Origin of the sequence: Taibaiella chishuiensis (assembly GCF_003014535.1) — a bacterium.
Lineage (GTDB): Bacteria > Bacteroidota > Bacteroidia > Chitinophagales > Chitinophagaceae > Taibaiella > Taibaiella chishuiensis.
The window spans coordinates 1,575,584-1,591,215 of sequence record NZ_PYGD01000001.1; the positions used below are offsets into that span (position 1 = coordinate 1,575,584).

At 50.7% G+C, this 15,632-nt stretch carries 8 protein-coding genes; 7 read left to right on the top strand and 1 reads right to left on the bottom strand.

Features of this window, described 5'->3' with window-relative positions:
- The first annotated feature begins 41 nt into the window (after nucleotides 1-41).
- Nucleotides 42-1,889 carry an amidophosphoribosyltransferase gene (locus tag B0I18_RS06665; protein WP_106521852.1) on the top strand — a complete coding sequence of 616 codons (1,848 nt, stop codon included), beginning with the start codon at nucleotides 42-44 and terminating at the stop codon, nucleotides 1,887-1,889.
- 62 nt (nucleotides 1,890-1,951) lie between these two features.
- Here B0I18_RS06665 and B0I18_RS06670 read toward each other — a convergent pair whose 3' ends face one another.
- Entirely contained in the window at nucleotides 1,952-2,266 is a 315-nt protein-coding gene (locus B0I18_RS06670; RefSeq protein WP_106521853.1) for a hypothetical protein, read from the bottom strand.
- A 164-nt stretch (nucleotides 2,267-2,430) separates the two neighbouring features.
- Between B0I18_RS06670 and B0I18_RS06675 the strand changes: the two genes are divergently transcribed.
- The 6 genes from B0I18_RS06675 (at nucleotide 2,431) to B0I18_RS06700 (ending at nucleotide 15,583) form a co-directional block, all read left to right on the top strand.
- Nucleotides 2,431-4,158 carry an ABC transporter ATP-binding protein gene (locus B0I18_RS06675; RefSeq protein WP_245882059.1) on the top strand — a complete coding sequence of 576 codons (1,728 nt, stop codon included), beginning with the start codon at nucleotides 2,431-2,433 and terminating at the stop codon, nucleotides 4,156-4,158.
- 259 nt (nucleotides 4,159-4,417) lie between these two features.
- Nucleotides 4,418-7,603 (top strand): SusC/RagA family TonB-linked outer membrane protein, encoded by a 3,186-nt coding sequence (locus tag B0I18_RS06680; protein ID WP_106521855.1) that lies wholly within the window; start codon nucleotides 4,418-4,420, stop codon nucleotides 7,601-7,603.
- Between the two features lie 17 nt (nucleotides 7,604-7,620).
- Nucleotides 7,621-9,111 carry a RagB/SusD family nutrient uptake outer membrane protein gene (locus tag B0I18_RS06685; RefSeq protein ID WP_106521856.1) on the top strand — a complete coding sequence of 497 codons (1,491 nt, stop codon included), beginning with the start codon at nucleotides 7,621-7,623 and terminating at the stop codon, nucleotides 9,109-9,111.
- 604 nt (nucleotides 9,112-9,715) lie between these two features.
- Nucleotides 9,716-12,814: a SusC/RagA family TonB-linked outer membrane protein gene (locus B0I18_RS06690; protein ID WP_106521857.1), complete on the top strand. Its 3,099-nt coding sequence runs from the start codon at nucleotides 9,716-9,718 to the stop codon at nucleotides 12,812-12,814.
- Between the two features lie 12 nt (nucleotides 12,815-12,826).
- On the top strand, nucleotides 12,827-14,206 hold the full coding sequence (locus B0I18_RS06695; RefSeq protein WP_106521858.1) for a SusD/RagB family nutrient-binding outer membrane lipoprotein: 1,380 nt from the start codon (nucleotides 12,827-12,829) through the stop codon (nucleotides 14,204-14,206).
- A 102-nt stretch (nucleotides 14,207-14,308) separates the two neighbouring features.
- Nucleotides 14,309-15,583 carry a hypothetical protein gene (locus B0I18_RS06700; RefSeq protein WP_106521859.1) on the top strand — a complete coding sequence of 425 codons (1,275 nt, stop codon included), beginning with the start codon at nucleotides 14,309-14,311 and terminating at the stop codon, nucleotides 15,581-15,583.
- Nucleotides 15,584-15,632: the final 49 nt, after the last annotated feature.

Here is a 15,632-nt window from a genome sequence, read left to right on the forward strand (position 1 = left end):
ATTTTCCGAATTTCTAAAAATCAGCGTAACTTTGCGTCCACATGTCAGACGCTCTAAAACACGAATGCGGGCTTGCCTACATTCGCCTGCTCAAACCGATTTCCTACTATCACCGTAAGTACGGTACCGCCTTCTACGCATTAAATAAACTGTATCTCCTGATGGAGAAGCAACACAACCGGGGCCAGGATGGCGCGGGTATTGCTACCCTTAAGCTCAATGTAGAGCCGGGCTACCAGTTTATGCACCGCCTGCGTATTGCAGGTCCGGGTGCGATCAAAGAAATTTTTGCCTCCGTACAGGATGAGGTCAAAGAGATCGAACGGATGTATCCCAACCTGCGGGAGTACCCCGGGCTTATGAAAGGCTACCTGCGTTTTATGGGTGAGGCCATGCTGGGGCACCTGCGTTACGGTACCCAGGGTAAAAACAGTGTAAAATTCTGCCATCCCTTCGTAAAATCAGATATCAATCCTGCCCGTAACCTTACGATGGCCGGTAACTTTAACCTGGTGAATACGGACGAGCTGTTTGAAATGCTGCACGAAACACCCGGTGAGACCATGCGCGAGAGCGATCTTGGCGCTATGATCGAGACCGTATATCACTTTCTCTGTGAAGAAGAAGCCAAAGCACCCGAAAATCCCGATATCGCCGAAGTACTGCGTAAAGCTACTTCCCGTTTCGACGGCGGTTATGTATGCGGCGGCCTGATCGGTAACGGCGATAGCTTCGTGATGCGGGACAAGCACGGCATCCGCCCGGCTTATTACTACAAGGACGATGAGATCGTCGTAGTCGCTTCCGAGCGTCCCGCCATCATTACCAGCTTTAACGTACCACAGGAAGAAGTAAGAGAACTGCAGCCCGGTTGTGCCGTAATTGTAAAGGCCGACGGTACCTTCAGCGAAGAACAGATCCTGGAACCTGCCGAAAAAACGGCTTGTAGCTTCGAACGGATCTACTTCAGCCGGGGCAGCGATGCCGATATCTACCGCGAACGTATCCGCCTGGGCACCAACCTGGCGCCCAAAGTACTGGAATCGCTGGATCACGACCTGAAAAATACCATCGTTTCCTTTATTCCCAATACCGCTGAGATCGCTTTCTACGGCCTGATCAAAGGCCTGGAGGATTACCTGAAGAGTATCAAGATCCAGCGGATAATCAAGAACCGGGCGGTACTTACCGATGCCGAAATCGAAGAACTGATCCACCGCAGGGTAAGGATCGAGAAGATCGCTATTAAAGATGTGAAACTGCGCACCTTCATTACCGCCGATACGGCCAGGGATGAAATGGTACAGCACGTATACGATATTACCTACGGCACTGTAAAGCCTTACCAGGACAGCCTGGTGGTGATCGACGACAGTATCGTAAGGGGCACCACGCTGCGCCAGAGCATTATCAAAATGCTCGACCGCCTGCATCCTAAAAAGATCATCGTGGTATCTTCTGCACCGCAGATCCGCTATCCCGATTGTTATGGCATCGATATGAGCCGCATGGGCGACTTTATCGCATTCCAGGCAGCCGTAGAACTGCTGAAAGACCGGGGCATGACCGATGTGATGCAGCAGGCTTATGACCGTTGCAGCGCTGCGCGCGAGCAGGACAAACTGCATGAAGAAAACTTTGTAAAAGAGATCTATGCACCGTTTACGCCCGAAGAGATCAGTAAAAAGATCGGCGAAATGTTGCGCCCCGAAGATGTGGAAGCGGAAGTAGAGATCATTTACCAGTCTATCGAAGGCCTGCACGAAGCTTGTCCGGGCAATAAGGGCGACTGGTACTTTACCGGTAACTACCCTACACCGGGTGGTAACAAGGTAGCGAACCGTGCCTTTATGAATTATATGGAAAATAAAGTGGGCAGGGGTTATTAAACACCTGCCGCCAAAATAGAACAGGGCCCCGGAATGCTTCCGGGGCCCTGTTTGCGTATGATTTATTTCGTGGTTTTGAGTGGGGCGGGCGGTGTGTCGCTGCTATCGGCCTCTTCCTGCAGTACCGGGAGGCTGGGTATGGAGTCGGGGCGGATCTTGCGGATAGAGTCTACCTTAGGTTTGATCTCGATCGGCAGGCGTTTGTCCAGGTCTTCCCTGGCCTGTTGTTCCATCTGGCCTACCTTGCGGGCTACGATGCTGTCTGCCTTCGCCTCTATTTCTTTGGGGCTCAGTTCCTTCTCTTTTTTGCCACAGGAACCGAGGGTGAGGACGCAGCCCAAAAGCACCGGGGCTATCATTTTTACTAAAGGTTTCATAACAATTTTAATCGGCGCAAAGATACAGAATGCACAGGGCATTGCCTTACCTTTGTGTTCGATTTAAGAAAATTCACGTCCGGGCGCCCGCCCATCTTCAATATTGGCCTGTGCGATCATTAGCTGTTCTCAATAAGTACTTTATAAAATACAAATGGCGGTTGTTGTCCGGCATTTTGTTTGTCAGTATTTCCAACGTTTTTGCCGTATTGCCGCCGGTTGTAGTACGTAATGTACTCGACCAGGTGTACAACAATATCAGCAAATACCACCAGCTTGCAGGTACGCCTGCCGGCACGCTCCTGCGTTCGGAAGTGATGAAGCTGGTTATGCTCAATGGCTTGTTGCTGCTGGGTTTTGCCTTGTTGCGTGGCATTTTTATGTTCTTTATGCGGCAAACCATTATCGTAATGTCGCGGCATATCGAATATGACCAGAAGAACGAAGTATTCGGCCACTACCAGGGCCTAAGTACCGCTTTTTACAAGACCCATGCTACGGGCGATCTGATGAGCCGCATCTCGGAAGACGTGTCGCGGGTGCGCATGTATACCGGCCCCGCCATCATGTATGGCATCAACCTGGTGGTGCTCGTGATCATGAGTTTTTACGGCATGTTGCGGGTAAGTCCTTCGCTCACCCTGTATGTGGTAATCCCCTTGCCTTTCCTGGCCTGGTCTATTTTTTACGTCAATAAAATTGTAAACCGCAAAAGCGAACATATCCAGGCCCAGTTGTCCGATCTGACCTCGCAGGCCCAGGAATCCTATTCCGGTATCCGGGTGATCAAATCGTTTGTGCAGGAGCAGAACGCGATCCGTAATTTTTCGAAAGTTTCCGAAACCTACCGCAAAAGCGCAACCAACCTGTCGCTTACCGAATCGATCTATTTTCCGGCCATGAACCTGTTCATAGGCCTGAGTATGCTGAGCACCGTGCTGATCGGCGGCTGGCAGGCTATACAGGGCCATGTAACGCCGGGTAACATCGCCGAATTCGTGATCTACATTAACCTGCTGATGTTCCCGATATCGGCCATAGGCTGGACGGCCAATATGATACAACGTGCCGCCGTGTCGCAACGCCGTATCAACGAATTCCTGCAGACCCAACCCGATATTACCAATGCGGCCGATGCCCGCGACCTGAAACTGAGCGGCCGTATCGAGTTTAAAGATGTTTCCTTTACCTACCCGCATACCGGCATCAAGGCGCTGAGCAACTTCTCGCTGGTAATCGAACCCGGCGACCGTGTTGCTGTAATCGGTAAAACCGGCTCCGGCAAATCGACCCTGGCCCACCTGTTATTGCGCATGTACGATGTGGATAGCGGCGAGATCCTGGTGGATGGCGTGCCGATCCGGTCGCTGAACCTGCAGCGCCTGCGCGACCAGATCAGTTATGTGCCCCAGGATGTGTTCCTCTTTTCCGATACCGTGGCCAACAATATCGGGCTCGGGCAGGAGCACAAGGACGAAGCAGCGATCGTGGATGCTGCACGGATGGCGGTAGTCGATAATGATATCCGGCAGTTGGCCGAAGGCTACGAAACCATTACCGGCGAACGGGGCGTGATGCTTTCCGGTGGCCAGAAACAGCGGATCTCTATTGCCCGTGCCCTGATCAAATCGCCGGCAGTATTGATCATGGACGAGAGCCTTTCGGCGGTTGATACGCGTACCGAAAATGCCATACAGCATAACCTGGATGAATACCTGGTCGACAGGACGGCCATCGTGATTACCCACCGTATTTTCAAGACCTGGAATTTTGATAAGATCGTGGTACTGGATGATGGCCGCATACTGGAACAAGGCACCCACGATTCGCTGATGAAACTCGATGGCAGTTATGCCAAATCCTATATTTACCAGACCCGCGTCGAAGAATAAAAAGTACTAGATTTGCTATACACTTTTTTTGTGAATTAATGTTAATCAATGTTATTTTAAATAGTTAATATTAAGTTAAAAAATAGAATATTTCCCATTTTATTAGCTTAAATTTTAACTTAAAAAGACTTGATTACATGATCATGTAGGTTTTTTGTGCCTGCCTGGTACGATCAGCCTGCCATTTATATCCCACTTTGTCAGGTATTTGTTGAATAGTCGTTCCTCTATATTTGGATCGAACAAAAGATTATTCAACATGAAGAAACTCGTACTCACGTGTGCAGCGCTCGTATCGCTGGGTTTGCATCACGTAATGGCGCAAAGCAGGCCCGTTAAAGGCCAGGTTTTAGACGATAGGGGGGAAGGAGTACCCGGTGCCAGCATCCAGGTGAAAGGAACCAAAACAGGGACCATTACCGATGCGGAAGGAAATTTTATACTTGACGTACCCGACGAAAGCAATGTATTGCTGATCAAATCGGTAGGATTCGGCGACAAGGAAGTGTCGGCCGGCGACGGCGACAAACAACTGGTCGTGACCATGAGCTCCTCCTCGCAGGCTCTCGACGACGTTATGGTCGTAGCTTACGGAACCACCAGGAAAGAGTCCTATACGGGTTCGGCCGGGGTGATTACCAGCAAGCAGATCGAGAAAATGCCGGTAACCGATGTAACCAAGGCCCTGGAAGGCTCGGTGCCCGGCCTGCAGGTAACCAACGGCGGCGGCCAGCCCGGATCGGGCGCGGCGTTGCGGATACGGGGCTTTGGCTCGATCAATGCCAGCAGCTCCCCGCTTATCGTGCTGGACGGCGCTCCCTATGATGGCGATATTACCTCGATCAACCCCATGGACATCGGGTCCATTACGCTGTTGAAAGATGCCACTGCCACTTCGTTGTATGGTGCACGCGGCGCCAATGGCGTATTGATGATTACCACCAAGAAAGGCAAGAAAGGAGAAAAACCGCAGATCTCGGTCGATGCCCGGGTGGGTATCGTAACCAGGGCCCTGCCTGAATATGACCGGGTAACCGATGAAAAGCAATACTATGAAACCGCCTGGGAATATTACCGCAATGGCCTGGTGGCCGGTGGTATGACCAAGGAGCAGGCCGGCAGGGTAGCTTCGGGGCTTACCACATCGCCCGGTATCGTAAGGGCGCTGGGGGGATATAACTCCTACAACGTACCCGATAACCAACTGATCGACCCTGTAACGGGTAAACTGAACCCGGCTGCTACGCTGAAATACCACGACGACTGGCAGAAGGAACTGATGCGTACCGGCGTGCGCCAGGACTATAACCTCAATGTGTCCGGCGGAAGCGACAAGACCGACTACTTCTTTTCTGCCGGTTACCTGAAAGAGCAGGGTTTTATCAAGTATTCCAACTACGACAGGCTGCAGGCAAGGATGAACGTGAATTCGCAGGTGACCGACTGGCTGAAAGCCGGCCTGAATATGTCGGGCGCCCTGAGCAACCAGCGTTACTTCAGCAATACCGAAGACGGATCTACCGCACCCGGCGGCAACCCCTTTTATACCTCCAGGATGATCGCCCCCATCTACCCGGTCTACTGGCGGGATAGCCTTAACCGGATGGCCATAGATCCTGCTACCGGCGAGAACAAGCTCGATTGGAGCGATGCTAAAAAAGATCCCGACTTCAGTATGGGTACCCGTCCTTTTGGCCCGGGTTCTAATATACTGGGCTCCATGGCCATGGACGACGATTCCCGTAAAATGACGAATGTAACGGCCAACAGCTACCTGGAAGCCACGTTCCTTAAAGATTTTACGTTCAGGACCAGTCTCTCCGGCAGCTATTACAATAGCAACAGCAATTCGTACCGGAATATGCTGCACGGGCAGTTTTTGAACAAAGGCGCGGGCAGCAAATCGACCAATAATATCTATTCTTATACCTTCAACCAGATACTGACCTGGCAGCACGCTTTCGACAAACACCACGTCGAAATCATGGCCGGGCACGAAAACTACCAGTTCCAGCAGAAAATGGTTTTTGCATCCAGGAGTAACTTCCCGGTGCCGGGTATCCAGGACCTGTCTATTGCTACAACGGCCGATGGATCGGGCTCGGAAACCAACCTGCAGCGTATAGAAAGTTACCTGTCAAGAGCCAATTATGATTACGACAGCAAGTACTACCTGTCTGCCAGTTTCAGAAGGGACGGTTCTTCCCGGTTCTACCGCGATGCGCGCTGGGGTAATTTCTGGTCGGTAGGCGGCGCCTGGAGGATAAGCCAGGAACGCTTTATGGCGGGTTCCAAAAACTGGCTGGATGATCTCAAGCTTAAAGTAAGTTATGGTGAGCAGGGTAACGACGCCCTTATCGATCGCGACGGCCTGTCGCCTTTCTATTACGCCTGGCAGTCGTTTTACGATGTAACCTACGCCAACGGGCAGATCCCGGGTGGCGTAGTGGCCTCGCTCGAAAACAAGGCCCTGCGTTGGGAAACCAGCAAGAACTTCAATACCGGTATCGAGTTCGGTTTGTTTAACCGCATTACCGGTTCGATCGAGTACTTTACCAAAGGCTCCAGCAACCTGTTGTTCCAGGTGCCGATGCCGGCCTCTTCGGGAGTTACTTACCGCTGGCAGAATATAGGCAGCATGGTCAACAAAGGCATAGAGGTGCAACTAAACGCCGATGTGGTAAGACAGCGGAACCTGACCTGGAATGTAGGCCTGAACGTTTCTCATTTTACCAACGAAATTACAAAGCTGCCCCCTGACCAGGACAAGATCATCGTGGGCAACAAACAGTTGATGGTCGGTAAATCGATTTACGACTTCTTCCTGCTCGACTATGCCGGCGTAGATCCCGGCAATGGCGATGCCCTGTATTATTACGATAACCCGGCCAACGGCAAAAGAGAAACCACCAACGATGCCATCGTGGCCAGGAATAACGGCGGGCGTGTATATGCCGGCTCCTCTATCCCGGATCTGTATGGCGGTATCAACAGCAGCCTGAATTATAAAGGCTTCGACTTTTCCTTCCTGTTGTCATTCGGATTGGGCGGTAAGTTTTATGATGGTACCTATGCAAGCCTCATGTCTTCCGACTTCGGGCAAACCTGGAGTAAGGATATAGAAAAGCGCTGGCAGCAACCCGGCGACGTTACCGATGTGCCCCGGTTGGAGCGCGGCAACGTGAACCTGAATGCAGCCAGCACGCGTTTCCTGACCAGCGCCAGCTACCTCAATATCCGCAATGTGAGCCTGGGTTACACCCTGCCTTCGAAATTGATGTCCCGCGCCGGTTTCAAATCGCTGAGGGCCTATGTTTCCTGTGATAACCTGTGGCTGTTTTCCAAGCGTAAGGGTATGGATCCGCAAGGTGCATTCGATGGCAATGCCGCCTATTCCTATTCCCCGGTACGGACCCTTGTGTTCGGTGTAAACGTTAAGTTGTAACCCTAAAATCAATTATTATGTTTAATAAGAAAATAGCTGTGGTATGCCTCGCCTTATCCGCTCTTACGGTGGGCTGCCAGAAAAAATACCTCGATACCAATCCTACCGACAAAATAGCGCCCGACGTCATTTTTGAAACGACGCAAAATGCCCGGGTGGCCTTGAACGGGATGCATCGCTTTATGAATACCGTGCCCTGTGTATTCGCCAATACGGACAACCACTACGACTTTGGAGAAAAGACCATCGATATCATATCGGATGTGATGGGCAACGATATGGTGAACCTGGATATCGGTTATAACTGGTACCGCTGGCTCTATAAATACCAGAACAGCCGTAACCCTACCGCAGGCGAGCCGATCCTGGTCTGGAATTTCTATTACAAGATCATCAACAATGCCAATAATATCCTGGCCCATATAGACGGCGCCCAGGGCGCCCAGGCCGATAAGGATGATATTAAGGGGCAGGCCTATGTATACCGTGCCTGGGCCTACTTCGGGCTGATCCAGTTTTACCAGTTTACTTATAAGGGGCATGAAAGCGCTCCCGGCCTGCCCATCAGTACGGTGGCCACCACCTCCACCACGCCATCCAACAAGCGTTCTACGGTGCAGGAAGTATACACCCAGATTACGAGCGACCTGGATGCTGCCCTGCTGCTGCTGCCCGGGGGCGGGTTGCGCGGCGATAAGTCGCAGCTCGACGGTTCTGTGGCCAAAGGCGTTTACGCCAGGGTAGCCCTGGTTATGAACGATTGGGAGAAAGCAGCAACCATGGCCCGCGAAGCGCGGACCGGCTATAAACTGATGAGTGCATCGGAATATGGCGCGGGCTTTAAGCTAACCAACAACGAATGGATGTGGAACTCGAATATATCGGAGGAGCAATCCAACGGCATGAATATCAGCTCGTTTTTCTCGCATATGGATATTACCGCTGCCGGTTATGCCGGTGCCGGTGCATTCCGGTGTATCACCAAGGAGCTCTACGATAAGATACCGGACGGCGACGTGCGTAAAACGCTTTTCGCAGACGAGGAGACGGCAACGGCCAACGAGATCCCGGAATACACCCAGTTGAAGTTCCGGTTGGAATCGACCTCTTCCTGGTTCTCGAACCTGCTGTACATGCGTGCTGGAGAGATGTACCTGATAGAAGCCGAAGCACAGGCGCATGGTGCGTCGGGTAATGCTGTGGCGACGCTCGAAGAGCTGGTTAAGTCCCGGTTCCCGGCCTATACGGCGCCCGCCGGTGGCCAGGCCCTGCTGGATGAAATCTACCTGCAGCGCCGTATAGAGCTCTGGGGCGAAGGTTTCAGCTTTACCGACATCCATCGCCTCAAAACCGGTCTGAACCGGCCCACCGGCCCCGGTAACCATGAACCGGCCGCCACGGGTGGGGTTTTGAAGCTCGATGCCAATTCGCCTTCATTGTTATTTAAGATACCGCAATCTGAAATGGACGCCAACAAGGCCTTTACGGCTGCCGATCAGAATCCCTAAGCGGTAACTCCCAGCCCTTTTATACTTTATCACCAACCGGGAAAGCGATCTGTGCCTCGTGCACAGGTCGCTTTTTTTGTTTTTTATGCGGCTGAGGCCTATATGGTTGATAGGTCAGCTATTTTTTCCGGTGCGCAACCAGCCCCGACTACCGATAAATGTAACTGTTAATAAGAACGAATTGATTTTAAATATTATGCTAAATAAAACATATGCTATTGTCAATTAGCACAGTATTTATTTTCTATGCAGATAAATTTATGTAATTTAAATTATGCATTGTCATAATGTTCATGTGTTTAGTTTTGATAAAAAAATGTTATCTCCGGTTGTGTTCCGCGGGGCGGAATAGCAGTTATCCGTGTAAAATCTATAGATTTTGCTGATAATTGTTAACGATAGATTTTCATTAACTTTATTATAAGTTAAAATTATAACTGTTTATGGGCCTTTGTGCACGTATAAAATGTTGATTTTCTGTTTTAATGTGCATTTTATGGATTTGTAATAATTATTATTCGTACTTGCGATCAATTATTTGAATAGTTTTTGTAGAAAATAATAAAGCGTTTTCTATATTTGGTAAACTAAATATATTCAATGCATGAAAAAACTATTACTTACGTGTGCGGCCCTGCTATCGCTGGGGCTGCATGTAGCCATGGGCCAGACCAGGCCGGTTAGAGGACAGGTATTGGATGATAAGGGCGAAGGTGTTCCCGGGGCCAGCGTACAGGTTAAGGGTTCCAAAACCGGGACCATAACCGATGCGGACGGCAACTTCTCGCTCGATGTCCCGGATGATGATAATACGCTTGTGATTAAAGCAGTTGGCTTTGCTGCGCAGGAAGTTGCAGCGGGCGATGGCGATAACGCGATCAATGTTAAATTAAACGCTTCAGCCCAATTGCTCGGCGAAACGGTAGTGACCGCATTGGGTATCAAAAAAGAGAAAAAAGCACTCGGTTATTCCGTGAGCGAAGTAGGAGCCGACCAGATCGAAAGGTCCGGGGAGCGTAATGCCATCCAGTCGCTGGCTGCAAAAGCCCCCGGTGTACAGGTGGTGTCCAGCGCAGGTACGCCCGGCGCTTCTACCAAAATATTGCTCAGGGGCAACTCTACCTTTACGGGTAACAATGCTCCCCTGATCATTGTGGACGGAATTCCCATCGATAACGGTTCTACCAATGTTTCCAACCAGTCGTCGCCGGCCGATAATCCCTTTAACCAGAACCTGCAGGGTGTTAACGAATCCAACAGGGCCCTCGACATCAACCCCGACGATATCGAATCGGTGTCTGTACTGAAAGGACCTGCCGCCGCTGCCCTGTACGGCGCCAACGGTGGTAACGGCGCTATCGTTATTACGACCAAAAAAGGGAAATATGGCCAGGGCAAGACCCTCGGTATTACCTTTAATTCTTCTTTAGAGATCAACAAAGTAAGCAAGCTGCCTAAAACCCAGAGCATCTATGCGCAGGGTAACAACGGCAAGTTTATTACCGGCACTACGCCCCTGAGCTGGGGGCCTAAGATCGGTACCGACCCGAATGCAATGACCGCTTACGATAACTTTGCTAACTTTTTCCAGACCGGCGTGGGTTACAACAACTCCCTGTCGCTGAATGGTGGTAATGATAATGCGATCTTCCGCGTAAGTATCGGTAACTATAACACCAAGGGTATTATTCCCAACTCCAAGCTGAACCGTACCAACCTGACGGCGAACGGCGAAGCCAAACTGTCGAGCTGGTTGACTATGGGCGCTACCGCCAACTATGTCCATACCGAAACCCGCATGGTGCAGAATGGTAGTAACGTATCCGGGCCGATGCTGTCGCTGTTCCGTATGCCGGTCTCCTATGATGTAACGAAAAACTACTTCGACCCCATTACCAATACCGGCGAGAATTATATTAACGCCTACGATAACCCGCTGTTTTCCGTATACCGCAACCCTTACAACAGTTATATCGACAGGGTATACGGTAATACCTACTTTACCGCCAATATTCTTAAGGAGCTGGTGCTGACTTATAAGATCGGTGTGGATGCCTATGGCAAACAGGATGTCCAGATCTTCGATATCAACTCTAAGGGTAACAATACCAACGGCTTGGGCCAGGTCAATAAATCTTCGACCAATTACCTGCAGGTCTATTCCGACCTTATCCTGCGCTATAATAAGAAATTCGGCGACTTCGATTTCGGCGCTATGGCCGGTTACAACTATTGGTATACCGAAAGCCGTACCAGCTTTATCAGGGGTACCAACCTGTATGTACCTAACTTTTATAACCTGGACAACGCTGCCGATCTATATGCCAGTAATGCCGACGCTTATCAGCGTTCGCAGGCCATTTACGGGGAGCTTAACTTTGGCTACCGCTCTTTCCTGTACCTGAACCTTACCGGAAGAAACGAATGGAATACAGCATTTGGTAAAGGAGGTCCTTCCTTCTTCTATCCTACGGCTAACGTGTCGTGGATCTTCTCGGAGCATATCCCGCAGAACGATATCCTCTCTTATGGTAAGTTGAGGCTGGCGATATCCAAAGCCGGTATCCCGCCGATCCAGTATGTAGACATGAACTATTATGCCCGGCCGTTCCTTACCGATGGTTCTACCAATGGTAACGGATTCCCTTATCTTGGCCAGGGCGGTTATATGCCGCTTAACGTAAACCACCCCGGTGGGCTGAAGCCTGAAACCGTTACGGGTAAAGAGATCGGCCTGGAATTCAGGTTCTGGAGAAACAAGATCAGCTTTGAAGCGACCTACTATCATCAAACCAGTAACAGCCTGTTGCTTTTCCGCCCGGTTGCACCGAGCTCCGGTTATGTATCTGAATACGTAAATGCAGGTAAAATGCAGAACCAGGGTGTGGAACTGGCCTTAAATTTTGAGATATTCAAAAACAAAGACTGGAATATCAGCGTAGGTGGTAACTGGGCCAAGAACGTATCCAAAGTACTGGAGCTGGCGCCCGGCGTTACCGAACTGTCGCTCGAATCGGGCTTTACCGCAATGGGATCTTATGCCATCGTGGGCCAGCCTTATGGCGCATTTTACGGAACCGTATGGGAGCGCAATGCATCCGGTCAGTTGATTATCGACCAGGACGGTTACCCGATCGTTGCCCAGAAAAGCGGCAACCTGGGTAATCCGAATCCCGATTGGCTGATGGGCCTGAATGGCAATTTCTCCTGGAAAGGGCTGACCCTGTCTATGCTTTGGGATATCCGCCATGGCGGTAAGGTTTGGAACGGTACCTGGGCCAGGTTGAACAACGTGGGCCGTACCGACGAATCTGCAGACAGGGAGCATGACTACGTAGTTGCCGGTGTGCATGAAGATGGTACGCCCAATACCACCGCGATCCCGGCTAAGGATTATTTCCAGTATGTTCAGGGCGACGCGGGTGGCGCAGCTGAAAACTCCATCCAGGATGGTGGCTGGATCAGGCTGCGTTCTATCGGCTTAAGCTACCGGTATACGTTCCAGAAAACAGGAAAATCTTCCAACCCGTTCCAGTATGTGGAAGTGGGCTTTACCGGAAGGAACCTGTTCCTGCACACCAATTACAAAGGTGTAGATCCTGAAACCAGCCTTACCGGCTCCGGTTCCAATATTGGTGGCTGGGATTACTTCAATAACCCCGGTTCCAAATCTTACATCTTCAATCTTAAATTCGGTCTCTAAAAATATTCTTGTATGAAATCTAATATAAAACTACTTATCATAGCGATGGCTACCCTGTCTATGGGGGTCATGACAGGCTGTAAGCGGGGAGACGATTTTTTTATCAGTCCTAATAATCCGTCAAAGGTTACGCCTGCACTGTTGCTGACGGCTATCGAAGTCTCTACCTACAACTCTTACGAAGGCATGCTGGTAAAAAACGCCTCGGTACTCGTTCAGCAGAATGCCGGAGTAGACGGGCAGATGCTGCCGATCAATAACTACCTGCTTGCCGAAAATGAATTCGACAACCAATGGGGCCAGAACTACCAGGCCTTGTTTTCCTGCAAACAACTGCAGGACCAGTTCGGAGCGGCAAACCCTTATTATTCCGGCATAGCCGATGTATTGGCTGCCATGAACTGGGGTATCGTATCCGATCTTTGGGGCGACATACCTTTCTCCGAAGCCTTACAGGGACAAGACAACTATACGGCAAAATACGACGGGCAGGAGCAGGTGTTCAAAGGCATCATCGCCTTGCTGGACGATGCCATTACCAAGTTGAGCATGAATGCGAGTGCCAATGAGTTGTTGCCAGGCGCCGACGATATTACCTTTGGCGGCGATGTTACCCTTTGGACGAAAACGGCCTATGCGCTGAAAGCGCGTTACCTGAACCGGTTAAGCAACAAAGCATCCTATAGCCCCTCCGATATCCTGGCCAGCCTGCAAAAAGGTATGCAGAGCTCCGGTGATGACTTTATCACCAAACACGGCGATGCAGCGACTGAGCGCAACCAGTGGTACGATTTCCAGCAGGGCAGGGCTAACTATGCGCTGGCCAGCCAACCCTTCGTAGATTCGATCAAGCTGCGCCCAACCGATAAAAGGTTAACCGCCTACTTCAACACCTTCGATACTACAGGCCAGGTAATCGGCAGTCCTATTGCCACGCCTTCGTCCGAAGCTTCCGATTGGGGCCCTTATCTTGCAGGTGGTAATACTACCGGCGTAAGGCTGATCTCCTTTACCGAAGCCAAATTTATCGAAGCAGAAGTGAAAGCACGCCAGGGAGATGCCCCAGGTGCCGCCGCCGCATTGAACGCCGCGATTAAAGAGTCTTGCTCTACCGTTACCAATGGCGCATACGATGGCGCCGACATCGCCATCTATACCGCAGCCAATGTGGACCTGAGTCGCGTGATCTACGAAAAATGGATCGCCATGTTCGGAAGTGTGGAACCTTATAACGACTATCGCAAGACCGGTTTCCCCAAATTGGTGGTAAATCCTAACGGCCGTCTGCCCGTTATTCCTACCCGCTTCCCAACACCTCAGGCCGAAAGGGTTTCCAATCCTAACGCCCCCGTGCCAACCCTGACCACCCCGGTTTGGTTTGCCCAGAATTAAGACAGCATCCTATTCCAGTATACAAGTACAAAAGGAACCACATCGATGTGGTTCCTTTTGTTTATAAATTATAGTTACTTTCGCTGCCGCTTACTATATCCTATGAAAAAAATTATGTACCTCCTTTGCTGCCTGGCGGCGGGGGCTGCGCATGCGCAAAGCAATTACCAGCCAAGTACCGTGGTCACTACCGGTAGCGATACCCTCCGGGGCTGGATCGACTATAAAGAATGGGATCAGAACCCCGTGTCCTTCAAATTTGCAGATAATCCCGAAGGGCGCAATCCCAGGGTGTATACGGTAAAAGAGGTGGCTGCATTTACGATCAAAGACAAAGACTACTTTGAAAGAGCCGTGGTCAGCAAAAGCATGGATAAAACGGAACCGCTGGAAGAACTGTCGCTGGGGGCAGACCGCAGTACCGTACAGGATACCCTCTGGCTGCGCCTGGAATATACCGGTCGCAGGCTGCGGCTTTACGGCTACCAGGACAGGCTAAAGACCCGTTATTATATGCGGGAAAAGGAAAGCCCGGTATACACCGAGTTGGCATACCGGCGATATTATACAGACGGGGCTTCCGGGGCCCGCAAACTGGTTACCGACTACCACTACCGCGAGCAACTGATGACGATAGCCGGTAAAATAAGAGGACTGAATACCGCGACATTGTCTGAAATGCTGTATACCACCGAATATTCAGAGAAAAGCCTGGGCAGGGTCATTGCTTTTATCAACGGCAATGAAAAGCCCGTACGGGCTTCGCGGGCAAAATCAAAATGGGAGTATTATGCCGGGCTGGCGCTTACGGGAAGCCGGGCCAGCTATAGCGGTACGCACGAATTGGCGAACAATGCTTCGAGCCGGTTGTCCTGCCTGCCCGGGGTATCGGCAGGTGTCGATTTCCTGGCCAATCCTTATGTCAAAAAAGTGCTGGTACGCCTCGACCTGTCGCTGTCGATGGCACAGGCCGACATCTCCAAGCCGATGGGTATCGATGGCAATGGTTATATAAAGCACCGTTTCGACCAGTACAACATTGCGCTCAGCCCCATGTTTATTTATAACCTGTATAATAAAGAACAGCTGAAATTAAACCTGGGAGCGGGTCTTAGCTTTAACTACGCGATATACAGTAATAATGTATACGAACAGAAATATAACCTTGGCGGACCGGGCGGAAGTTATAACTACAAGGAATCAGTGAAAATGGAACCTGCCTGGCTGGGTATACCCGTAAGGGCCGGGCTTATCCTGCGGCGGCATATCGATATCTATGTGCAATATCATGTGATTACCTCCACGGTCGCAAGTTTTGCCGATCATTCGATCGGGATACAGAGTTTCAGGGTAGGGGTCAATTATCTTTTGCCCTGAGTGCTCTATCATAATTTTGTAAAAAGGCCGGCCATAAACCGGCCTTTTT

Excerpts from the sequence above, each read along its gene's own strand:
- B0I18_RS06665 (WP_106521852.1), top strand. The coding sequence starts at position 42 with ATGTCAGACGCTCTAAAACACGAATGCGGGCTTGCCTACATTCGCCTG.
- B0I18_RS06670 (WP_106521853.1), bottom strand. The coding sequence starts at position 2,266 with ATGAAACCTTTAGTAAAAATGATAGCCCCGGTGCTTTTGGGCTGCGTC.
- B0I18_RS06680 (WP_106521855.1), top strand. The coding sequence starts at position 4,418 with ATGAAGAAACTCGTACTCACGTGTGCAGCGCTCGTATCGCTGGGTTTG.
- B0I18_RS06685 (WP_106521856.1), top strand. The coding sequence starts at position 7,621 with ATGTTTAATAAGAAAATAGCTGTGGTATGCCTCGCCTTATCCGCTCTT.
- B0I18_RS06690 (WP_106521857.1), top strand. The coding sequence starts at position 9,716 with ATGAAAAAACTATTACTTACGTGTGCGGCCCTGCTATCGCTGGGGCTG.
- B0I18_RS06695 (WP_106521858.1), top strand. The coding sequence starts at position 12,827 with ATGAAATCTAATATAAAACTACTTATCATAGCGATGGCTACCCTGTCT.
- B0I18_RS06700 (WP_106521859.1), top strand. The coding sequence starts at position 14,309 with ATGAAAAAAATTATGTACCTCCTTTGCTGCCTGGCGGCGGGGGCTGCG.